Source organism: Pseudomonas sp. NPDC087358, from assembly GCF_044900785.1.
In the GTDB taxonomy this organism is placed as follows: Bacteria; Pseudomonadota; Gammaproteobacteria; order Pseudomonadales; family Pseudomonadaceae; genus Aquipseudomonas.
This window is the reverse complement of sequence record NZ_JBJDOA010000011.1, coordinates 93,120-115,146: the sequence shown is the minus strand read 5'-3', so window position 1 is coordinate 115,146 and position 22,027 is coordinate 93,120. Positions and strand designations below refer to the sequence as shown.

21 protein-coding genes and 1 pseudogene are annotated in these 22,027 nt (G+C 52.5%); 8 read left to right on the top strand and 14 right to left on the bottom strand.

All coding sequences use genetic code 11. From position 1 onward, the window contains the following. Positions 1-60: 60 nt before the first annotated feature. A complete protein-coding gene (locus ACI2KS_RS22860) occupies positions 61-762 on the bottom strand; it encodes an SDR family oxidoreductase (protein WP_404623278.1) in 702 nt (233 codons plus the stop codon). A 17-nt stretch (positions 763-779) separates the two neighbouring features. Here ACI2KS_RS22860 and ACI2KS_RS22855 point away from each other — a divergent pair, with 17 nt between their 5' ends. Beyond that, positions 780-1,055, top strand: a complete 276-nt coding sequence (locus ACI2KS_RS22855; RefSeq protein ID WP_404623277.1) for a hypothetical protein — start codon at positions 780-782, stop codon at positions 1,053-1,055. Here the strand turns inward: ACI2KS_RS22855 and ACI2KS_RS22850 are convergent. Both ACI2KS_RS22850 and ACI2KS_RS22845 read right to left on the bottom strand, forming a co-directional pair. After that, on the bottom strand, positions 1,047-1,601 hold the full coding sequence (locus ACI2KS_RS22850; protein ID WP_404623276.1) for an RBBP9/YdeN family alpha/beta hydrolase: 555 nt from the start codon (positions 1,599-1,601) through the stop codon (positions 1,047-1,049). The genes ACI2KS_RS22855 and ACI2KS_RS22850 overlap by 9 nt on opposite strands. A gap of 101 nt (positions 1,602-1,702) precedes the next feature. Continuing rightward, positions 1,703-2,566: an NmrA family NAD(P)-binding protein gene (locus ACI2KS_RS22845; RefSeq protein WP_404623275.1), complete on the bottom strand. Its 864-nt coding sequence runs from the start codon at positions 2,564-2,566 to the stop codon at positions 1,703-1,705. Between the two features lie 171 nt (positions 2,567-2,737). Here ACI2KS_RS22845 and ACI2KS_RS22840 point away from each other — a divergent pair, with 171 nt between their 5' ends. Beyond that, a complete protein-coding gene (locus ACI2KS_RS22840) occupies positions 2,738-3,292 on the top strand; it encodes a TetR/AcrR family transcriptional regulator (protein ID WP_404623274.1) in 555 nt (184 codons plus the stop codon). Positions 3,293-3,394: 102 nt separating this feature from the next. On the opposite strand, the gene ACI2KS_RS22835 is transcribed toward ACI2KS_RS22840, so the two are convergent. The 7 genes from ACI2KS_RS22835 to ACI2KS_RS22805 form a co-directional block, all read right to left on the bottom strand. After that, the gene (locus ACI2KS_RS22835) at positions 3,395-3,934 is read right to left on the bottom strand and encodes a carbonic anhydrase (protein ID WP_404623273.1); all 540 of its coding nucleotides are present in this window, start codon (positions 3,932-3,934) and stop codon (positions 3,395-3,397) included. Positions 3,935-4,474: 540 nt separating this feature from the next. After that, a complete protein-coding gene (locus tag ACI2KS_RS22830; RefSeq protein ID WP_404623272.1) occupies positions 4,475-5,092 on the bottom strand; it encodes a TetR/AcrR family transcriptional regulator in 618 nt (205 codons plus the stop codon). A 226-nt stretch (positions 5,093-5,318) separates the two neighbouring features. Beyond that, the gene (locus ACI2KS_RS22825) at positions 5,319-6,158 is read right to left on the bottom strand and encodes a class I SAM-dependent methyltransferase (RefSeq protein WP_404623271.1); all 840 of its coding nucleotides are present in this window, start codon (positions 6,156-6,158) and stop codon (positions 5,319-5,321) included. 38 nt (positions 6,159-6,196) lie between these two features. Further along, on the bottom strand, positions 6,197-6,634 hold the full coding sequence (locus ACI2KS_RS22820; RefSeq protein ID WP_404623270.1) for a hypothetical protein: 438 nt from the start codon (positions 6,632-6,634) through the stop codon (positions 6,197-6,199). 249 nt (positions 6,635-6,883) lie between these two features. Beyond that, positions 6,884-7,432 (bottom strand): carbonic anhydrase, encoded by a 549-nt coding sequence (locus ACI2KS_RS22815; RefSeq protein WP_404623269.1) that lies wholly within the window; start codon positions 7,430-7,432, stop codon positions 6,884-6,886. Positions 7,433-7,630: 198 nt separating this feature from the next. Beyond that, positions 7,631-8,740: a GTP 3',8-cyclase MoaA gene (gene moaA, locus ACI2KS_RS22810; RefSeq protein ID WP_404623268.1), complete on the bottom strand. Its 1,110-nt coding sequence runs from the start codon at positions 8,738-8,740 to the stop codon at positions 7,631-7,633. 216 nt (positions 8,741-8,956) lie between these two features. After that, positions 8,957-11,323: a molybdopterin-dependent oxidoreductase gene (locus ACI2KS_RS22805; protein WP_404623267.1), complete on the bottom strand. Its 2,367-nt coding sequence runs from the start codon at positions 11,321-11,323 to the stop codon at positions 8,957-8,959. Between the two features lie 647 nt (positions 11,324-11,970). Between ACI2KS_RS22805 and ACI2KS_RS22800 the strand changes: the two are divergent. The 3 genes and pseudogenes from ACI2KS_RS22800 to ACI2KS_RS22790 form a co-directional block, all read left to right on the top strand. Beyond that, a pseudogene (locus ACI2KS_RS22800) lies at positions 11,971-12,348 on the top strand (cupin domain-containing protein); the annotation flags it as partial. 51 nt (positions 12,349-12,399) lie between these two features. Next, positions 12,400-12,744, top strand: coding sequence for a helix-turn-helix domain-containing protein (locus ACI2KS_RS22795; RefSeq protein ID WP_404623353.1), 345 nt, complete (start codon positions 12,400-12,402; stop codon positions 12,742-12,744). Positions 12,745-13,130: 386 nt separating this feature from the next. Further along, positions 13,131-13,682 carry a YkgJ family cysteine cluster protein gene (locus tag ACI2KS_RS22790; RefSeq protein ID WP_404623266.1) on the top strand — a complete coding sequence of 184 codons (552 nt, stop codon included), beginning with the start codon at positions 13,131-13,133 and terminating at the stop codon, positions 13,680-13,682. A 691-nt stretch (positions 13,683-14,373) separates the two neighbouring features. On the opposite strand, the gene ACI2KS_RS22785 is transcribed toward ACI2KS_RS22790, so the two are convergent. Then, entirely contained in the window at positions 14,374-15,312 is a 939-nt protein-coding gene (locus ACI2KS_RS22785; RefSeq protein WP_404623265.1) for a hypothetical protein, read from the bottom strand. Positions 15,313-15,420: 108 nt separating this feature from the next. On the opposite strand from ACI2KS_RS22785, the gene ACI2KS_RS22780 reads away from it, so the two are divergent. Then, entirely contained in the window at positions 15,421-16,836 is a 1,416-nt protein-coding gene (locus tag ACI2KS_RS22780) for a hypothetical protein (RefSeq protein ID WP_404623264.1), read from the top strand. A 306-nt stretch (positions 16,837-17,142) separates the two neighbouring features. Here ACI2KS_RS22780 and ACI2KS_RS22775 read toward each other — a convergent pair whose 3' ends face one another. Then, positions 17,143-17,451 carry a LysR family transcriptional regulator gene (locus ACI2KS_RS22775; RefSeq protein ID WP_404623263.1) on the bottom strand — a complete coding sequence of 103 codons (309 nt, stop codon included), beginning with the start codon at positions 17,449-17,451 and terminating at the stop codon, positions 17,143-17,145. A gap of 385 nt (positions 17,452-17,836) precedes the next feature. Here ACI2KS_RS22775 and ACI2KS_RS22770 point away from each other — a divergent pair, with 385 nt between their 5' ends. Continuing rightward, positions 17,837-18,754 carry a ketopantoate reductase family protein gene (locus ACI2KS_RS22770; protein WP_404623262.1) on the top strand — a complete coding sequence of 306 codons (918 nt, stop codon included), beginning with the start codon at positions 17,837-17,839 and terminating at the stop codon, positions 18,752-18,754. 97 nt (positions 18,755-18,851) lie between these two features. Here ACI2KS_RS22770 and ACI2KS_RS22765 read toward each other — a convergent pair whose 3' ends face one another. Both ACI2KS_RS22765 and ACI2KS_RS22760 read right to left on the bottom strand, forming a co-directional pair. Next, positions 18,852-20,225, bottom strand: coding sequence for a pyridoxal phosphate-dependent decarboxylase family protein (locus ACI2KS_RS22765; RefSeq protein ID WP_404623261.1), 1,374 nt, complete (start codon positions 20,223-20,225; stop codon positions 18,852-18,854). Positions 20,226-20,401: 176 nt separating this feature from the next. After that, a complete protein-coding gene (locus ACI2KS_RS22760; RefSeq protein ID WP_404623260.1) occupies positions 20,402-20,998 on the bottom strand; it encodes a TetR/AcrR family transcriptional regulator in 597 nt (198 codons plus the stop codon). Positions 20,999-21,141: 143 nt separating this feature from the next. Between ACI2KS_RS22760 and ACI2KS_RS22755 the strand changes: the two genes are divergently transcribed. After that, complete coding sequence (locus ACI2KS_RS22755) at positions 21,142-22,005, top strand: NmrA family NAD(P)-binding protein (protein ID WP_404623259.1); 864 nt, start codon at positions 21,142-21,144, stop codon at positions 22,003-22,005. Positions 22,006-22,027: the final 22 nt, after the last annotated feature.

Here is a 22,027-nt window from a genome sequence, read left to right as displayed (position 1 = left end):
CTTATTATTATCAGTGCACCTGTCTTGCGCATCCCAAATCGATCCGTCATACACCCTGAGTTACGTAGGTGAGAGATACCCCGCATTCACCTCAGACAGTGTTGACTTCACCCAACGACCGGCATCATCAATGATTAGCTCCTCACGGCTTTCACGAAGCGCTTCAAGGGTCATCTGGACCACGACCTCAGGGCTCGTTTTGGAGGCTTGTACGCCGGCAGCCATGTCTGTGTCGATGTAACCGGGATGCACACCGATCACTAAAGTTTTTTGTGCTCGAAGCTCATTGCGAAGGCCATTTGTGAGGGACCACTGACCCGCTTTCGATGCACTGTATGGCCCAGAGTGTTCGATGTTCAGCCAGCTAAGCACTGAAAGAATATTGACGATCGCTCCTCCTCCCTGCCTGGCCAATACAGGTGCAAAAGCACTGGCCATCCGCAGCGTTCCAACCGTGTTGATCTCGAAGTGCTCACGCAAGCTTCTGATGCTGTCTTCAGCCAGCAGCGAACCGTACTTTAGAAACCCCGCGTTATTCACCAACACGTCAACATCAGGGCAAGTGGCTGCCGCATTAGCCACGCTAGCTGCATCAGTGATATCCAGTTCGATGGGCACTGCGCCTAGGATATTCAGACCTTTCAAATCCCGCGCTGCCGCGTAGACCTTCCCGGCACCTGCTTCCAACAGAGCTTTGACAAATGTACGGCCTAGGCCTCGATTGGAACCGGTGACCAGCACTGTTTTTCCCCTAATATCCATACGTTTCACTCCGTGTTATGCCAGCGCAGCAGCGTGGTCGTATTCGTCCTCGCCATTCCAAAGCCGCGCATAATCTCAACAATCACAGACATCCAGCCCAAAGTGCAGTCGCCAACCTACCTGGTATGTCATCTGAAAATGTGCCGAAAAAAATTGATAACCATTTCGCTAAAAAAGCCCAACCAAACCATGATGACGGTCATGCTTATACCTCGGCTGAGCATGATGGTCATCCTGTTATTGGTCAACTATTTTTCCCAGGATTTTCTAGAAAATGTGCGCGTCTACAGTGATGACTTTGCAGAACCGTTCTTGGCAATGAATGACGCCATCAGCCTTTGACCAAATTGCCAATCGCCAAGGTTGCTTTGCCCATTGATGTGCCCGCAATCACCGATCGAACAGAAATCACTCCCCCACTCGTGCGCCTTGATGATTGCGTAGCCATTGGCGTCATAAGGGTCGCTAGTGCTAGAAACGATTAGCGATGGAAATCGGAATGGGACAGTCGGGACTTGAACGAAAGTCGGCGTTGTTTCAGTGAATCCCGGCGTTGACGGATCAGGTACGGCTACCAGGAATGCACCCGCGATTGGGAGGGAAGACTGCCGCTGCCAGAACGCGACCAAAAGGCAGCCCAAACTGTGGGCGATGAGTACTGGCGGCTCAGTGCTCCTCCTTACGGAAGATTCCAACGCAGTGAGCCAATCGCCTAAATCAGGCAGATCCCAGCTTGTCGGCTGTATTCGTCGCGTGGATGTGAATGAAGCTTCCCATATCGACTGCCAGTGAGAGGGGCCTGACCCACCAAATCCCGGCACGAATATTAAGTCCGTCATCTGCTCGCATCGCTCCTAGGCTGAATTGAAGACTGGTCCAGTGGATGGAATTGCAACGCACATAAGAGCCAAGTCCCATCAAGGGATAGGTGTACTGAAAACTAAATCAGTTGGTCCCTATGCTGCTGGATAAATTGTGTAGGTGTTACAAGCAGTTGCCCCATGATCCCCGTTCCGGTGCTATCTAGCCCCTCCAGACGCCCCTCCTGCTTATCGATTTTCATCGCAGCGAGATGTGCGGCTAAAGCTGCATTAGGTCCGAGCCCGAGCAACCTCATAAATTGGTCAACAGATACTTGCTCGTATCGAACGGGCCTGCCTAGGGTCTGACTTAGGAGCGCAGCTAGCTCCAGGTGGCTACATTCGCTGGGCCCATGTAGCGGATAAATCTTGCCGCCGTGTCCGACAGGATTGTGAAGAACCCCGGCAACAATTCTGCCCACATCGCTGGTCGCAATTGGCGCGACTCGGCTATCAGCGTCAAAGGGTGTCACGTACCGCCCCTGACGGATCAGCGAAGCTGTGCTCAGCATCCAGTCCGCAAAAAAGGAAATCCGCAAGTGCGTAGTCGGTACACCAGCCCAGGTGAAAATTTGCTCCGAGAGCCAGTGACTCAACGTTGCATGGCTACGAGCGTCAGGCATCGCCTGCTTATGGGACAAGTTGACGATATGCCCTACCCCAAGCTCTTTTGCGGCTTGAGCAAATACAGTCGCGGCCTCAACTAAACCACCTGCCAATGGGTAGACGAAATAAGCGCTTTCCACCCCCGCCATAGCTTTCCGAATTGAGGGAAGACTGCGCATATCGCCAACCAAGACCTGCGCCCCCATCTCCGTCAACGCGCGCGAGCGGGCATCCGAAACACGAACAAGCGCCTTCACACGATGGCCCTTCGTAAGCAATGACCTCACTACATGAGTACCGGTCGCGCCGGTAGAGCCCGCCACCAAAACCGTTCTCATTGATCGCCTCCAAATCAAAATCCCAAGCGCCGCAGCCAGACATTGATCTGCCGCAGAAACCCAAACGCAAACGTCGCCTCAAACAGTATGACCATCATGCTTTCGCTTTTATAGCATGATAGCTATACTGCTTACCATTAATCAGTATTCAGCAATCTATCAAGAGGCTTTATGCGATATCCAGCAGAGGAAACCGCCGAGAAGCATCAACGAATCCTTGAGCAGGCGTCGATTCTGTTCCGGGAGCACGGCTTCTATGGGGTCAGTGTTAGCGAGGTCATGAAGGCAACCGGCCTGACCCATGGCGCCTTTTACAACCATTTTGATTCTAAAGACGATCTGATTGCCAAGACGATTGCTGCTGCTTCGTCAAAAGCACTGGCCTCAATGAAAGAAGCGGAACACACCCCGGAAGCGATGCAGGAGTATGTCCAAAACTATCTCACTGAATGGCATCGTAACGATCCTGGCACGGGATGCTTGATGACGGCGCTGGCTTCAGAAGTGGCCAGAGAGCCATCTGTTCAGCCAGCATTCACTCGACACCTGAAAGGAGTGATTGTCAGCCTTATGGCACCGTTCGCGAAGTCCAAAAAGCGCAATGTGCGCCGCGACGCGATTCACAAAATCTCCAGTATGGTCGGGGCGATTGTTTTAGCCCGAGCAGTCGACGACCCTGTCCTGTCAGAGGAAATCCTCCGGGAAGTCCGAAATTCGCTGGAATAATCACACGGGGGCTAGCCGATCGGCTCTAGCCCCAGATAGCTGTGTCAATAAGATCGTACGTATCAACATCAGGAGTACTGACAGAAAGCCTAGCGCTCGCTGCTACTCACTGCGCAATCGGGCTGATGGGACCACAGTATCTATGCGACCTGTTTTGACGTCGTAAACAAGGCCTGTCACCAAAAAGCCAGCCGGAAGATTTGGGTTGGCTTTTAACGCTTTTACGTCGATTGCGACGGACGCATAAGGATCTGTAATCGCCAGATCATCCAAATGTTGGATACCTACGCCAAAATACTTAGCCAGCAACTCAGGTGCATGCCTCAAGCATGGCTTAATTCCGCAGTCGCTATGATGCAGCACAATCAAGTTCCACCCAGTCCCAAGCACTCCGCCGCTCGCTTTGGTCACGGCTCCCAATATGGACATGATGTGCAGGGTGGCTGGCTCTACACGACCACCGACGTTGCGAATAATCACGGCCTCACCTGGCTCAAGCCCAAATATGTCAGCGGGATCAACGCGACTATCAACGCATCCAATGATCATCGTTTTCATCGTAGGTACGATGCTCAAACTCGCTGAAAACTTGGTCTGAGTGAATGCTTCGTTACGTTTCAAAAGCGTTTCGACGATGTCCATTGGAATACCTCGCTTTATGACTTTGAGCTGAGAATTGATTTGGGTGAATGATTGTGTTTTTTCTGACATCTGCAATGGCGTTTGAGAATACAGACGTAACCTGCACGGCTCTCACTTAAAGATGCCTGCAAGCCAGCCAGGCGTTCTAGCTTTTTTCAGCATCGACCCCAGGGGCTCGTCTACAGCCACCTCCCACATCTCAGCGTGGGAGATTTCCGCCACATCGTCCGCGGTATAGCGTAAGCCAGGGTCGTCGTACAATGCCTGCCTTAGAGCCTCTACTTCTGAATATGCTGCGTACACATCAGTAGGACCCACCCAAAATGCACGGAGCGTTTTTTCACCGCGAGATCGCTCACTGATGCGGCCTATCCATACGCCGATCACAAAAGCGGCTGTGGGGCATCCCAGCAAAAAAGACGTTGAAAAGCTTGGAATCATTAACATTCTCTAACAGCTGACAAATCAGACCTGCCCACTTCGCGCGCAGGCAATTACCTGATGCAAAATCGGCCGATCGTGGGCAGCAACTTTTAGTCCCTATGAACGGGGGTCCTCAGAGCCCGTCTCTGATGCAGCCATAGCGGCGCGCATTTCATCCAGAATTTCGTCAGAAAGGTCTCGATCACTGACGGCCCGCGCCAGGGTCAATGCGCCGATCATGGTCGCGAGAGTTTTAATGGATGTGCGCCTCGCATCGAGCTGTGAACACGCTGCGAACGCTCCTTCCATGCTGTACAGGACTGCTTTCACATGCGATGTGAAAGCAGCCTTTCCCGCCTGTTGACGCCCTAGTTCTGAGCCGAGTGCAGCCATTAAGCAACCTGCGGCTAGATCATCGCGATGAGCCTGACTGAGATACCGTTGCACGCATTCAAGCAATGGCTGAGCAGAGACTTCTTCGGTAGAAAATCCTTCTCTGTTCCGCGCTGAGGCATGCTCAAGACTACGGTCAATCAATTCGTCCTTGGATTTGAAATGACTATAGAACGCCCCATGTGTCAGGCCGCTAGCCTTCATAACGTCACTGACGCTCACACGGTTAAATCCATGCTGCCTGAATAAACCCGAAGCTTTATCGAGTATCTGTCTGCGCTTTTCTGCGACTTTTTCGGCTGCGTAGCGCATTGGTGTATAGGTGTCCGGTAACGTTGACATGAGTCAAACATTATACACATCATGCTTAATCTTTTGGGGAGAGCAACTGGACTATCACGGCCGCCTCCAAGAATCGAACGGCCAGTGAGTCCGAACCAATCAATCAACCGCTCATGGGCATGAGCGAAAAGGCCCACAGTTAGCGCCGTGCCACACGTTGCCAGCCTACTCTTCCCCCTCCAGCGTTGACGACGCCCAAGAGCACCAGAGATTGCTTGCCAATAGCTTACACGCCGAGAGTGACTGCCATCACCAGGCGAACCTTATTTTCACGAAGATTCCGCGCAAAATTTTCAGCCATGGTTCCGAAACGATTTCCCATGACGAGCTTCAGTGTCGGCCCTTGATCCGCGGCCTGTACGGCTGGCAACTGGAATCGGTCAAACCATTCAATCAGCTCCTGGGTCACATCTCGCCAGACTTCGACTTTGAGCCCTGCCGCTTCCAGCACCGTGCGCGTTTGCTCCTCGGTCAGCAACACGCTGTCATCGATTGTTTCAGCCCATGGCACGGGGTATGTTGGTTCGGGACTGCCATCTGTGGCAAGGACGTCAAAGAAACCAAACTTTCCACCGGGCTTGAGTACGCGCCTAATTTCTTCATAAACCCGGGCACGATTGGCGATATTCATAACGACATGCTGGGTATAAGCCACATCGAAGCACCCATCTTCCAGATCCAAAGCCAGCAGATTTCCAACCCGATAATCAAGAAGCTCGCTCATTCCCGTTCGCTCCGCCAACAGCTTCGCCACGGTGACGAACGACTCTGTCAGATCAACCCCGGTAACGTGGCAACCGTATTTTTCCGCGGTGTATCGGGATGGCCCGCCGAGACCAGATCCGGCATCAAGCACCTTCAGATCAGACGTCAGTCCGAGCAGCTCGATGAAGTCAGCGGTGGTCTTCAATCCGCCACTGTGAAACTGGTCAATGCCCGCCAGCTTATCGCCGGATATCGGTCCCTCGCCCAATTCCTCCAGCAACCGCTCAACCCGTGTTACCAGGTTTTGCTGGTCAGCATCACCTTCGTAATGCCTCCGAGCCACTTCCGACTTGTCACTCACGCTCGATACTCCCATTGGTAGATTCAGACCTTTTGCCGTCATTGCGCAGGCTTGTCTAGAAGCAGAGCAAGCGGAGAAAGCGGGCCCACAGGAATGAACTCAAAAGTCATCAGCCCCGCCTTGTCCAAAGGCATCTTTGCGAACATGTCGCGAGCATCCTTCACGTTGGTAAGGTTGAGAACGAATACCACACCGCTCTTGTCCGTACGCACGTTCCACTGTTCGATCTTGCCAGCAAGGCTGAGCTTAACGGTTTCTCGAACCTCCTCGGGCAGCACGGCGCTTACGGCTTCGGGTGTAGCAGTAGGAGTTAGGGACCCTATCGCTATGATTTTGGTCGTAGGAACCTTCGGCAGCTCTTTGGCTGCCCAAGCGGTGCCCGCAGCCCCGAGCGCGACGGCACCACCAGCCGTCAACATGAGCGTGCGGGCAATTAAGATGCCCCTGGTCAAGATAGAACCGGTCTTACTGAACATTTCTGAGATCCTGAGATTAAGCATGGAAGCCGGGCATATGTGAGGACATGGCATTCGCAGGCAGTAGCTACCGCACCCCGCGACACCTTGGCGTTCCGCCTCAGGTGCAGAGTTGAGGAGTACCAACACCTTGCCAACACTCTCGGCCAAGCCTAAGAGCACAAACCCGTGGATTAGTCCTTTGTCGACTTCGGAGACAAGGGTATTTCGCCACCGTAAACCGCGTAGGCATGAGAGCTAGGTATGCCGTTAGGCTTCCACGTCTGGGCGCAAGAGCGCAGGCGGTACGACCGTCTCAATGAGCCCTGTCGCGACGTCATAAACCAATCCAGTCACGGTGAAGCCTCCCGGTAATTGAGGATTGGCCTTCAAGGCTGCTACATCCAAAGCAACCGCCGCATAAGGATCGGCGATTGCAAGATTGTCGAGTTCTGCGGGAGTAACGCCCAGATTCTTGGCGAGCAGTTCCGGCGCGTGTTGGAGGCAAGGCGTAATGCCGCAATCGGTGTGATGGAGCACAATCAAATTCCAGCCGGGCCCCATTTCCTTACCCTGGGCTTTAGCTACAGATCGAACGATAGCCATGTTCTGAAGCGTGGCGGGGTTGATGCGTCCACCTACGTTTCGGATCACAGCCGCTTCACCGTGTTTCAGTCCTAGGACGTCTGCGGGATCTACCCGTGGGTCCACGCACCCGATCACAACTGTTTTCATGGAGGGCATGATTTTCAAGGTTGCATCGAAGTCAGTACTGGCAAAAGCAGCGTTACGTTGGACCAGATCTTCTATTACGTTCATCAGACTTCCTCCTCATCCCGCGAAACAAGTGTGGACAACTGAGTCGAAGGCGATTTGTGCCCCGTCACTTCGACATCGACATCGACATCGACAAACATTATGATCATAATTTAAAGAATTTTCTATGTTGCCAATTGACCTGGCCCCCACTCAGCCCTCCTCGGGCAAAAAACTACGTTGCATCGCCATTCGCCTCTGTTAACCACCGACGTAGGACATCTCGATACGAGGCTGATCCGTCGTCAGTACAGAGGCTCCATCACTGCCTCGCAGCTCTGAATAACGATCTTTGCGCCCATGCCATATCTGTGCGATTGCATCTGCCAGAGGGAGTTCTTGAGGGTTGATTCGGACTAATCGCCGGAGGTCGTGGCCTTGTGATCCGAAAAGGCAAAGGTAAAATTTCCCCTCTGCGGAAAGACGGGCACGGGTGCAAGTGCTACAGAAGGCTCGTGTAACACTTGATATGACGCCAAGCTCGCCTGTCCCATCTGCGTACTTCCAACGCTGGGCTGTTTCGCCTTGGGCGGTGGCATCAAGTGGGAGTAATGGAAACTCGTGATTCAGTCGTGCAATGACTTGCTCCGACGGCAAGACTTCGCTCATCTGCCATCCATTGCTAACCCCTACGTCCATGTACTCGATAAAGCGCAGAACCATCCCACTGGACTTGAAAAAGCGGGCCATCGGCAATATCTCTTGATCGTTGGTTCCAAGCTTCACAACCATATTGATCTTCACAGGCGCCAAGCCCACCGCATGGGCTTTTTCTATACCGCGCAACACGTCAGCGACTCGGTGATCGACGTCATTCATCCGCCGAAATAGGTGATCATCCAAAGCATCGAGACTCACCGTCACTCGACTCAATCCAGCATCACGTAGGGACTGTGCTTTACGAGCTAAAAGCGAGCCGTTTGTGGTAAGGGCAATGTCCAAAGCTTTGCCATCCAGAGTACGTAAGGTGGCCAACCGCTCGATCAGAAATTCGAGATTCTTGCGAAGCAAAGGCTCTCCGCCGGTAAGCCGAATTTTCTCAACCCCATGACTGACGAATACCCTTGCCAACCGCTCTATTTCTTCAAAAGAAAGCAGGGAATCGCGAGCTAAAAAGACATGATCCTTACCGAATACCTCACGAGGCATGCAGTACACACAGCGAAAGTTACATCGGTCTGTCACGGAAATGCGCAGATCCCTTAACGGGCGCCTCAAACGGTCGATAAGGGGCTTGAAGCTCCCAAATTCATTCAGGGCCGGACCAGCCAATACATCGCGCAGTGGTATGTGGTTCGAAGTGTCGAGCATTTCAGTATCCACCGTGGCTGGCCTTTGCGCCGTTATCCGGGCTCAAAGCCTCAGCCACCCTTTCTAGGACCGATGCTGACCAGTCGGGGGATGCGCTGAGAAGACGCCTGCAACGCTTCCAATACCAGCCAGGATCTCGATCACAAACCACGCTTGAACGCCAGCCGAGGTCCTGTATGAGAAGCCGCAGCATGACGCCATCAGCCCGTCCCGATATCAACGTTCGCTCACCATTTTGGGACTACGAGAATGGCCATTTTCGATAATCTCCGGTGGTGTGAACACCTTAAGAGGTGGCAGTGGACCTACGTATTTTTCGATATCAACCAGGCAACTATTTGCAGACGGACCTTGGGCTAAAGAGGACGTTCCGATGTCATTGGTTACCGCGTTCGGATTGCCGTGAATCTCCAAGCTGAGCGGATCATTAATATCCAACATGTCGTACCAGGCCCCAGTCGCGATCTGCACGACACCTTGACGCAAGTCTTCCGACAAAATTGCACCAGCAAGGAAGGAACCGCGCGTGTTGAAGACCCTGACAATGTCACCTTTTTGGATGCCCCGAACCCTTGCATCCTCAATGTTGATTCGCATGGGTTCACGGTCCTGGATCTTCGATTCCTGGCTGGTAATGCCATGATCGAATTGACTGTGTAGTCGAGTCGCTGGCTGGTTCGATAGGAGATGGAACGGGTAGGACTGGGCAAGCGGGCTACCTAGCCACTCAGTTTTGTCATACCAGGCGGGATGACCTACGCAATCTCCATAACCAAAGTCGGAAATGGTCTGGGAGAAGATCTCTATCTTTCCCGAAGGCGTAGCAAGCGGGTTGCCAACGGGATCTGCGCGAAAACGCTCCAGCACCTGCTCACTGTCAGTAAGAAGTGGCCGCAGATCCAAAGGTGGCCCGTCATTGAACTCATCGAAGCTGGGAAGCGTGACGCCAACTGCTGCCGCGTTTTTCTGGGTTACGTCATACAGATGCCTCACCCACTGACCTGCGTCCCTGCCCTCAGTAAATTGATCGAAAAATCCGAGACGTTCGGCAAGCCCCGAGAAGATCGAATAATCATCGCGAGAATCTCGGTATGTCCCAAGTGAACGACGCATGGGTGTCAGCCAGTTATCCATGCTCCCGCCGGCAAAATCTTCGCGCTCCAGAGGAGACGAGCTTGGAAAGACAATATCCGCAAAGCGAGCGGTCGTTGTCCAATTGATCTCATGGGTAATGATTGTCTTAGGATGGCTCCAGGCGCGCCTGAAGCGATTGATGTCCTGATGGTGATGAAATGGATTACCTCCTACCCAGTAGACCAAATCAATATCTGGGTAGGTCCTGTCCTCACCGTTGTAGGTGAATTTGCCGCCGGGGGATTCCAGCATGTCCGTCACGCGGGCAAGAGGGATAAAGTCGCTCACGGCATTTTTGCCCTGAGGTAGCGAGCCAACCGAAAAAGGGACCATTTTACGCTGCATGGTGCTCATCTTTCCGACGCCGGCCCCCAGGACCAAGCCGCCGCCAGGCAAACCGATGTACCCAAGAGCGGATGCCAAAGCAATGCCCGCCCAATAAGTCTGCTCGCCATGTTCGGCACGTTGCACGGAAAACGAGAGACCGATCATGCAGCGATCTGCGGCCATGAGACGAGCCAATGTAGCGATCTCGTTAGCAGGTACCTCCGATTTTCCCTCTGCCCATTTAGGATCCTTAGGAATCCCGTCACTTTTACCCATCACATAGTCGGCATAAACGTCGAACCCAACGCAGTAACGGGTCACAAAATCTTTGTCGTACAGGCCTTCGTCTATGAGCGTGTAAGTCATCGCCAGCATGATGGCCACATCGCTGTTGGGGCGGCATGAGAACCAACGTGCCCGGACCATCGAATTCACGTCGTCCCGGATTGGACTGATGTTCACGACGTCGATCCCTGCATTAGCAATCGCCCCAAAATGCTGGGATGCATCGTGAGCGCCTGTACCTCCAGGGTTCACTTGCATATTGCGGGTTGCAGCACCGCCAAAATACACAATACGCTTACAGTGCTTGACGACCTCTTCTGTCGTGGACACCTCCATCCCGGCCTGAAACGCGTTCATGCCCAGAATGTGGGGAATGAGCACCTCGGCGGCAGCGTATGAGTAAGTGTCCTTGGAGTCGGTATACCCACCGAACCCACGTAAAAATCGGTGAACCTGGCTCTGGGCGTGATGAAATCGACCGGCACTGGCCCACCCGTAGGAGCCACCGTAGATAGAGTTATTACCCTTAGCATCCTTCGCAGCGGTCAACGCTTCCGCAGCGATATCCAACGCCTCGTCCCAGCTGACAGCGATGAAGGGTTCCTTGCCACGCTGCGTGGTGTCGCTGTTGCGGCGATGCTCGTAATACCCCTGGCGAATCATGGGCTGCGAGATACGGCAACTCTCGTCCTGGGTGGACGCAAGCGACCGACCGATGGGTGATGGTTCGCTGTCTTGGGACACGGGAGAAACGGTAATGCTGCCATCGGACTCTTGGCGAGTCAGATAATTGCCCCAGTGAGTTGCGGTAAGAAACCCTTGCGTGGCGCGTGTCATCGATCGCTCCTTTCCAGCTGAAACAGCTTGAGTCGTGGCGGGAACAGCTCCTTACTCTACGCAAACGTCCGCGATCGCACGGGACAGATACGATCGGCGGTGGCTCAATCATTGAGCCTATTGAGTTTGCAGGGATGAATCGGGTGTACATGTCGCACGGCTGGCAAAACTCTTCGTCAAACCATTGCATGCGACAGCAAAGTCCTCGTGGTGACGCCTTTTACCCGTCAACAGATCGCGGCTACGCGATGAGCTTCTACGCTGGCGAAAGGGACAGGGGCACTAATCCTGCGCCTTTCAGACTCATTTACAGAACGTGACCCAAGAGCTTTAATGGTTGAAACACAGGAGTGCCATGTTCTAAACGTGTCAAATACCAGCCTCAAGATCTGAAACTGCGGTCGCTGGATGTCATTTGAGGTTAGGAGACGGGCTAAAGACCGGCAACGTCAAAAACTCCAGCGGAACTGACAAATCGTCTTTATTTTTTGGTGGTCTATGAACAGCGCTGACCATTGGCTTAAATATCTCACTGCTGAAGGCGTAGTCATTGCCCAGTCCCGGGGCAAGGGCGAATGGGGCGTGGGAATTGAAAGACGGGAAGGGACGTACTTTCATTTCCTAGCCCAAGGCACTGCTTTTTCTCCCTCGATGGGCAGACAGAAGTGCAGATGGCCCCTGGCGATGTCGTAGTTCTTCCTCAAGGTGCCCCGCACCGTCTGCGCAGTTCACCTACCAGTAAAGTGGTCTCGCTTGGTGAGTTTGTGAAGAACAGCCACACGCTTTACAGCAGGGACCCAGATGCAACCATCGTGCTGTGCGGCTCATTCGGAATTGATCGCTATATGCTCACGCCAGCAATCAGATCGCTCCCCTCTTCTCTTCACCTGCGAGCTGAGATTGGCGGTGCTACGGCCCCTGTTGCAGAGGTGCTCAAGGCATTACGCAATGAGGTCGAGAATGCAAAGATGGGCAGTAAGACGGTTGTCAGGAATTTGCTCTCTAATCTGTTCATTTTCATCTTGAGACAATGGTCTGAGTCCGAAACAGCTGAAGCTGGCTCATGGTTTTTTGCCATGCAGAATCGGCACATTGCGAAGGCGCTAGCAGGCATTCACCAAAGCCCAGAAAGCGTTTGGACGCTCGACATCTTGGCTCGCGAGGCAGGGCTCTCGCGCTCAGCTTTTGCCCAGCATTTTCGCAGTTCGGTGGGTGAAACACCTCATGCCTGCCTCACGCGGTGGCGACTGGGCATAGCGGCGCCACTTCTTGCGCAGACGAGTTTGAGTGTTTACCAAATCGCTGAAAAGGTTGGATATAGCCCCGAGTACTCTTTCAATAGGGCATTCAAGCAAGCCAGAGGCAGGACCCCTACGAAGGAACGGGAGCGTCGGCAATCATCCTACAACAGCCCTGTGTAGCGACCTGCCATGTCTCTAAGCTGCGGGTTACGAAAGGCAGGTCCTGAGCGTTTATTTCTTCGCGTATTCATCTATAAGCAATAGAACAGCGCAAAGCCTGCCTATTGACTTAGTTTTTCCAGGCATATCCATCCCTCCTTTTTTGTCAGATTCAGCAGTCGTATATCTCAGTGCTGAATGACCGCCTCTCGCCGTCTCGACGCTGCCGGAACCGGCGACGATCCTACACCTTCCCCCCACACCGACTAATGAGGCTTGTGGCCGTGGCCCGAAGTGCGAGCTTAATATCGAGTTCAGGCCGACTTCGGCTATACGCTGTAGTGATTAACTTAGCGATAGTATCGTTGTGCCATGATTGGCTGGGGCGGGGGTGCTAAGGAGCTACTATGAGCATTGAAAAAGACTTGGAGTTTGCGCGAGCCAACTGCGAACGTTTGATAGCCAGCTTCCCAGACAAGCTGGCACGGCAGGAGGCTTCGATACATGGCCGGTTGGCTGCTGCAAAGATTTCGCCGTTGAAAAAGCTAGCGGCGGTTTACGACATGCTTGACTCCATAAATGCGCACATCCATAAGGTCTCTCCATGCAGGAAGGGGTGCTCAAGCTGCTGCCATTACGCCGTATCGATCTCGGAGATTGAGATCAAGTTCATCGAAGCCCACAGCAAGCACAGGCGCAGCAAGGCTATCCTTCCCAAGCGAGATTTCCACGGCACAGCCTGCCCATTCCTGAATGATAACGAATGTAGCATTTACAGCGTACGTCCCTATCTATGCAGGCGTCATCACTCTTTAGCCCCGGATGCCCAATGGTGCATGCCCGATGTCGCTTTCGAGGGAAGCTTTGCACGTCTTGAGTCTAGCGAGCTGGAGCTTGCGGTCGATCAGCTCCGAGCCGGTAGCGTCTCATTCGACATCAGGCAGATCTTCACCTCATAAATGATCCGATTGCTGAGACAGGACATAGAGATAACTTCGCTTTCGACTCGTAGCCGTCTTTTGCAGCCAGCAGCGTTAGCATGCCAACTGCTGCTCGGCTGCGGCTATATCAAACGTCTAAGAGGTTCTCGCATGCGCAGCAGCTTCTGGTTTACGGCCATGTGCTCATCCCAGTCAAATCTAATCTGTCCCTAACTCCGCGACGACCTGGGCGGCGGATCCACGCGTCCGTTGCAGTTTCCTAGCAGTACGTTCCGCACCGTTATCTATGAGGAGGTGAAGCCGACTTTTGACGCTAACGCCTGAGTCAGCATTCGTCGTAAAGATGCGAGGAGGATCACGTGATTGCGCAGCATGACGAATTTAAAGTCAAAGTCTCTAAGGTCAATTACCTCCATTCTGCTTTCCGTTTCCACCTACCGCGTTCCCCGGGGAGGGTGCACTGCCGCCAGTTTTTGGTGTGTACTGACAGGCCGCTATTGGCATCCACCGATTGATCCACTGCCGATAGCTGACAATTGCCAAGGGATCCAAAACTAAGCCGAAGCTGCTGGTGGCGATTGGGTGAAATCCTCTACACGGCATTCTACCTGACATGTACCACCTGACTGCGAAGGGTTAGCTGCCGCTAACTATCTTACGTTTGCGAGAAGATTAGAATATGAATTTCGTAAGCCATGAGTTAGAAAATCTATGCAAGCCTGATGTTTAAAAGTTTGAGTAACTGAGGAAGGGAGTGTGCAAGTGCGTATTCATTATTGCGTCCCATCTCATCTTCGCCGGCAAAATTCAGAGCAACTGCCTTACCTGAGTCTCTACAAATCCATAGGGCGCCTGAGTCCCCCTCCATTGTCAGCTCCTCAGATCTGCTATCCGATGCAAGAACAATCTTATACGCCGTCATTCTCCGATTGGTGTCCCCAAAAGCAGAGTAGGATAGCGCGAAGTTTCCCGGCGCCACATAACTATCTACAACCCCAAAGGTTGTACCGGTTATGGCGCCTACTTTAAGTACGCGCATTCCACCTCTCGGCTCTTCGACTCCAGTGATCGCTATGTTTACGCCCCATGGGTAAGTACGGTATGATATTCCCGGATTGAGGAGTGCAAAGGCGGCATCATACCCAAGATTAAGGCTTAAGAATCTTTCCAGAGTTGCTGTGTTTCTTATCGCGTTTGTTCCTGCATGCGCTACGCCTGGTTGGATTACTGAATCCCCAGGCCTGGCTTGTACAGAGCCACATATCACATGCCAGCAACTTAATAGTCCGATTCTTCCGGTTACATTGTCGATTATGATCGGACCAATAGTACCAGTTGTACCAAAGTTTGAGCTACCCACGCTTATTCCTGGCTGCATGTCGCTACAAAAATAATCCGGAATACTTTGGATACTATAATTACCCTCCAGCACATCACATCGAATCCCATCAATTTTTCTTGGCAAAATGTAGTGGCTTTTTATTTCCGATATCGGTAGCTTCTGATTGACGTGAAATCTAATAGCAAAGGTCTTCAGCTGCTCGCCGTTTCTCGTCGCTGGGCCATAGTCGACTCCGGTAATCATTGGAAACTGGCTAGTAAGTCTAGTTGCCTTAGCTAGTGCCATACGGCGGCTGTCTTTTTTCATGTGAGCGGCCCTTGACAGAGGTCAGGAATGTACTTAGCTGTCGGAGGACTGCTAGATTTTTTGAAGTGTAGCCGAATCACCTTATCTGCAAACCCAAGGGGAAGAGATATGAAGTGCTATTCGTTATGCCTCAGCGCTATTGCCGTGTCACTTGTTATACCAAACGTCTCATCTGCATCGAGCGAAGCCGTCAGAGTCACCACTGAATGGACCTCCCGATGCAAGCATGATGAGCAGGCAGCTACAGCTCAAGCAGTAGGTGCGGTGCTCATCGCTATCATGGCTCCCCTCGCCGTCTCAGCAGCAATTGATGCGGCCGGGTCCGCTATAGAGGCCTCAGCAAAAGAGAATACTGTAACCAGAGTAGCGAAGACGTCATATTCTAATTTCTATAAGGTAACAAAAACTGCATTGACCTCACTAGACAGAAATTGTTTGGTAGTTACTAGTGCGAAATACTCTGAGGATGGCTTGAAAAACGATGGAGCACCAGAAAAAGAATATATGACAATTGAAATTTCCATACAAAAAATTAAGGGGTATCCGCTCTACAGGCTAGTGCCCGTATATTTGAATGTGGTTAGTTTCGAAGACTCAAGTTTCTGGTCGCGTGAACGAAGAATAGATTTTAATATCACCCTTAAAGGCGTCGGTGAGGGTATACCCTTTGCTTCATCGGTGATTTCATTTTTTGGTGTGCGTTCAGGGTTGAAGCTGGAAAAAAATGATGCAAGATTAGCGGGAGCTGCCGGGGATGCCTTTACGTTACCTAATCTTTCTGACGTAGACGATGTCAAGGCAAAATTTGCGCCAAATGCAAGAAAACTAGTGTTTGCAATGAAATATTTGGAAAACGGCGGAGTGTCAGATGATTACAAAGTAGAATCAGATGTTACCTCAATTTTTGCCCGTGAAAACATGCGGAAAGCTGTCTACCAATATTGTAAAGGATTAGAAGTGGGCATTAGCGATAGTATCTGCGCTAATTGGTGGCAGTTAGGAGCGGAACGTGTGGCGCTACAAAAGAAAATGTTCAACGCGGAGAGAGATCCAGCTCTAATTCAGGCTCGGAAAGACTGGGCTCATACAATATGCCCAAATTATAACACTAAGGCGGGGCTGATCAGCTGTCCTGAAGGAAGCGATCGCGCCGCCGCCGGATTTTTTTCGACCAATGTTGCTGTCGTAAGTGTTAGGGATTCTAATAAATATGGCTTAGCGTTAGCTAGCGTGCTTTCTAAATCATCGACTAAAATTGGCGAGGTCGCGGCCAGCTACTTACCTGATAATAAGCGTGCGCAGAACAATATAACTGAAGAGGCTAGTCGGGTAGCAGATCAAAAGGTATATATTTCCATTAAAGAGGAAACCTTGGCTCAAGCTTTGCTGGATGAAGTTCAAAGCTCAGGATCCGCCTCCAAAGCAGATTTACAAAAAGCAGAACTGGATTTACTCATAGCAATGACCAAAACAAATGATGCATATGTTGCAGCGGGTAGATTGCCGCCTCATACATCGCTATGAGAGTTTAAAGATGAGAATTTTCCAGAATGAAAATTATCGACTTTTAGTACAATGTGCTCGCAGCGCCGTCTGATTTTATTATCTATTTACGACTGAGTAATCTCTGGTGTGGGTACCCATTTTTTGTAATCTAGACTCGACAGTTTAGAATCTAGTACCGAAATCTACAAGGATGCTGCTTCGGCAGGTAACGCGCTTGCCGCCTCTGCAACTCCAGCCCCCTCTGGCGTAGAGCGGACTACCAGCAGTCATTGCTAGTACACTCATGCGGGTCCGAGAAAGCGAGCCTCGGGCGTAGCTAAGGCCTTAATTTCGGTTAGCGCGTGTGATTCCCGCAGCCAATCCGTCGATGACCGAACCTAGCGCGCTCATTGCAGGAGTCAAAGCCTCGGCTATCTGCAATGCTTTTTCGGTTGGCCGTATCCCTCTGCCACACCTGACGAAGAGCCTGTCGTCGAAACAATTACGCAAACGAACCAGTGATCCACTTACCGCCGGCTGGCCAACGCTCAAGTGCTCAGCGGCACGAGACACGCTTAACTCACGAAAGAGAACCATAAAAACCACCAGCAGGTTCATATCAACCTGCATCAGGTTTTTCTCGTATGTGTGCATCACTTGCTCCGCATCAGGTTCGGCATTTGCAGCTAAGGCTCCATAGAGAGTGCAGATAGGACGCAACCAGCGATTGCGTTGGACCGACTGACACCCAGCCCCGCCGCGAGTTGAGAGTGGGGCCATTTTGCAAAACGCAGTCCGCCGTTACGAATTGAACGAACTGAAAGTCGTTATCACCATCAATGATGACCATAATGCTTGATAGGAAAATTTATCTCCCGAAAATCCCAGCCCTCGATCTTCACCCAAAATCAATAATCACCGTAATCATTGGTTCGCAGTCGACCTTTCCCCAGACGTAAGATGTCCCGTCCGCTCGATTAGTGGTATATACCCATGATAACATTCCAGCCAGTTATCGCTGCCTCAGGAGCAACATTGTATGAAGATTTTGATCGTGGGAGCCGGCGCCACGGGTGGCATTCTCGGAGCACATCTGGCGAAGGCTGGCAGAGATGTCACCTTTCTGGTGCGGGAAAAGCGCGCTGCACAACTCGCACGAGATGGGCTTCATATCCTCAGCTCCAATGGCAACATTGAGCTGGCACCCAAGACTGTCACCACCGATCTAGTTCAAGGCCCGTTTGATATCGTGCTATTGGCGGTAAAGGCCTATGCGATAGGCTCTGCTCTGGAGGACATGGCAGCAGCAGTCGGACCAGACACCGTCATTCTTCCGTTGCTCAACGGTATGCGTCACATGGATCTGATTGCCGAGCGATTCGGCAAGCAGCATCTGCTCGGTTGCGTCTGCAAAGTCGCTACCAACCTGGATGAGCAAGGCAGGATTGTGCAGCAAGGGACATTCTTTGACCTTTCTTATGGCGAGCTGGATGGCAGCGACTCCACTCGACTTGGCCAAGTGCACGAGTTTTTCAGCGATGCTCAATTCAATGCCAGAACCTCACCCGTGATCTATCGAGATATGTGGGAGAAGTGGCTTCTGCTCGCATCGATGGGGAGCATCAACTGCCTGATGAGAGGCAGCATTGGTGACGTCGTCGCCGCAAAAGGTGGACTTGATTGCGCTAATGCCATTATCGATGAGGTGGCGACAATCGTGACGGCCGTGGGAATCGAGCCAAGCGAGGCATTCTTGGTTGAAGCACGCCGCCTGCTGACCCTTGAAGGATCGCAACAGACATCATCGATGTATCGAGATTTAGTCGCAGGGCGACCTATTGAAGCTAAACAGATCGTAGGGGATCTTTTGACCCGTGCGGGCAATGAAGGGGTCAATGCCCCGTTGCTGCGAATGGCTTACACCAGCTTGCAGATCTATCAGAGCACCCTGGCATAGACTCAGGGATCAAACTCTAATCAAACCCACTGCACCAAAGGACCACCACGCTGTACCGGCGCACGCCACTGCTGAGGGGGGTGCGCTACGGCCGCTCTCAGGTCAATTGACGCAGCCGAAACGAATGCCTCGCAGTGATGAGAACGTTCACAAGGAGGGAGATATCATCGTCCGTCGTTCGCCAGGAAGAGATGCTCAGTCGGAATACCGCCTTACCGTCCCAAGATGACATCCCGAACCAGACCTCTCCTGACTCGTGAGCCCACGCCTGTATCGCCCTCGTCTCTGCATCATTGTCCCCTTTGACCATCACCTGATTCAGCACCACGCTATTAACAACGTCGAACCCCTCCTTCTTGAGCCTGCTCGCCAAGTGAGTCGCCTGTGAACAATGCCGCTCGACCATCTCGGCGACACCTTGGCGGCCCAGCGATCTCAGCGCAGCCCAGACCGGGACGCCCCGGGCACGACGCGAGAACTCTAAGGTTAGATTTTTCTGTGCTGTCGCGGTTCCAGTTGCGTACACCGCATCACTGTTCATGGCGCCGGCGAGCGCCGCGGGATCCTTACAGATAGCCATAGCGCAATCATAAGGCGTGTTCAGCCACTTGTGGCCGTCGACAGTCCAGCTATCAGCATCTTCAACGCCGTTGGTGTGGTGTCGCATTTTTTCAGACGCGCGCGCCCACAATCCGAACGCCCCATCAATGTGAACCCAGGCACCAGCTGCTCGGGCCTTGGGAATGATGTCAGTGAATGGATCAAATTCACCTGTATTCACTTCTCCTGCCTGCAAACAAACGATCGTTCGATCGTCCAGGTCAGGCATGCGATTTGGATCAATCCTGCCCTCTGCATCAACCGGTGCTACCAGTAAACGCGAGCTGCCAAAACCAAGGACTCTAAGTGCTTTGAGAATAGTGATATGTGTTTTTTCAGACACCACAACACGAATCTCAGGGGCGCCGAATAGGCCGTCCTCATCGGGATTCCACCCAGCTTGCAGCAGCAATGCGCGCCGGGCGGCCGTCAGGCATGCCAGGCTGCACGCGGTCGCGGACGTCCCAAAGCCCACTGCGCTCTCACGCGGAAGGTCAAGAATGTCGAGCATCCACTTAGCCGCAACATCCTCTACGGTCGCACAGACAGGCGAGGTGACATACAGCGCCGCGCCATTATCCCAAGCCAGCATTAATCGTTCAGCCGCTGCGGCCACGGGCAACGCCGCACCCACCACAAAACCGAAATAACGTGGCCCATTGGTCGCAACAGTTGCGGGTGACCCGATCTGGTCAAGCATGGCCAGTGTCTCGGCAGAGGGATGGCCAGTTTCCGGCAAACTTTCATCGAAAGCCATTAGGGCGTCGATCGCGGCGTTGGAGGGGAATACCCGGCGGTTTTCGATGCCTGTGAGATACGTTAAGGCCCGCTCATCAGCGTCCCTTACCAAATCCGCTTCGTTGTTTTTCATGATGCGGTACCTAAGTAGAAAGCCTTCCAAGCTTTTGGAAGGTGCCAACTGTTGCAGGCAAATGCGAGAGCGGGCGATCTGCTCGATCCAGCACCATGCTGAATACATTGACCGGGACCAATTCTTGAACAATTTTGTTTGGCAAGTTCCAACGCTGGCATGCAGCAGTCCTTCGGTTATTTCTCAAATCCGGACCTAGATTCACGAAGAATCTCGTTGGAGAGTTCCGGATCGTCCACTGCTCTTGACAGGATTAGCGCTCCAACCATGCCGGACAGGGTCTGAATCGCGTCACGCCTGCTGCCTTTCGGCTCAGACGAGACACCGGGCATCATCAAGCCATTCAATACCCCTTCCACATGCTCAGTAAACACAGGTTGGACGAAAGGCTCATGAGCCGCATCCGAGCCAAGCGCAGCAATCATGCAGCCGGTACCAAGGGCATCTCTGTGCCACTCACTGATGTATTCCTGAATGTGCGCAGCCATCAACTCAGGCCTCTCGGCAAATCCCGCCATCTTTTTCAATGACTTGGCAGAAGCGTTACGTAGACATTCCTCGATCAGTGCTTCCTTCGACTCGAAGTGATGGTAGAACGCTCCTTGGGTCATTCCACTTGCCTTCATGACCTGGCCAACGCTAACGCCGTCAAATCCGCGCTCGCGAAACAAAACGGACGCCACCTCCAAAATTAGGCGGTGCCTTTCTGCGGTTTCCTCTGCTGGGTAACGCATCAAAAACTTCTCCATAAAAGGAAAAAGAAGGGTTGACATCAAACAGTATGATCATCATGCTTAGCCAATTGAAGCATGACAAGCGTACTGCTTGGTCGCATCATAACATGACGCTCATCATGCTTCATCACGATTTTGCTAACCCCTGAGAACCTTTGGTCTTAATTACCGTGGAGATGTTCATGAAAACTTATTTGGTAACTGGCGCCACTGGGGCTACCGGCGCACCTGCTGTCCAATTCCTGCTGGAGAAAGGTCACCGCGTAAACGCATTCGTGCACCGCGAAGACGAGCGCTCGCAGAAGCTGAAAGACATGGGTGCTACCATCTTCGTTGGCGATTCGCTCAAGTTGAAAGAGCTGCGTCCGGCAATGAAAGGCGTTGATGGTGCTTACTTCGTCTACCCGCTGACGAACGGCCTTGTCGAAGCAGCCGCGATCTTTGCTCAAGCGGCAAAGGAAGAAAACGTCAAGATTGTTGTGAACATGTCCCACAAGCAGTCGCGTCCTGATGCCCGTAGCCAAGCGACTCTGAACCACTGGCTCTCCGAGCAAGTATTCAATTGGTCCGGCGTGCCAACTACCCACCTGCGCGTGACTTTCTTCGCCCAGTGGATGCTGTACACCGCTGCACTGATTCGTGAAGGCCGCTACCTGACCCCGTTCGACGCAGATAGCCGCTTTGCGCCGATCGCTGCCTCTGACATTGCTAAGGTCGTCGTCGGCATTCTGATCAATCCTGAACCTCACGCCAATAAAGCCTACCCGCTGCATGGCCCAGTTGAGTACAGCCACCTGGAACTTGCAGGCGTTCTGAGCCAGACCTTGGGCAAAGAAGTACGCTTCGAGCAGGTATCACCGCAAGAGTTCGTTGAGACCCTGGGCTGGGACGGTGATCCGTCGTACGCCATACACTTCGCTGCGGTCAAGATTGACCAGCAGGAAAAGCGTTTGGAAGGCCTCGACACTACTGGTGCAGAAATCATCGGTGGCCCACTGCAAACCCCAACCGAGTTCATCGAGCAGCATCGTCATCTGCTGAGCTGATTCCCTCGCTCTGAAAGCGCGC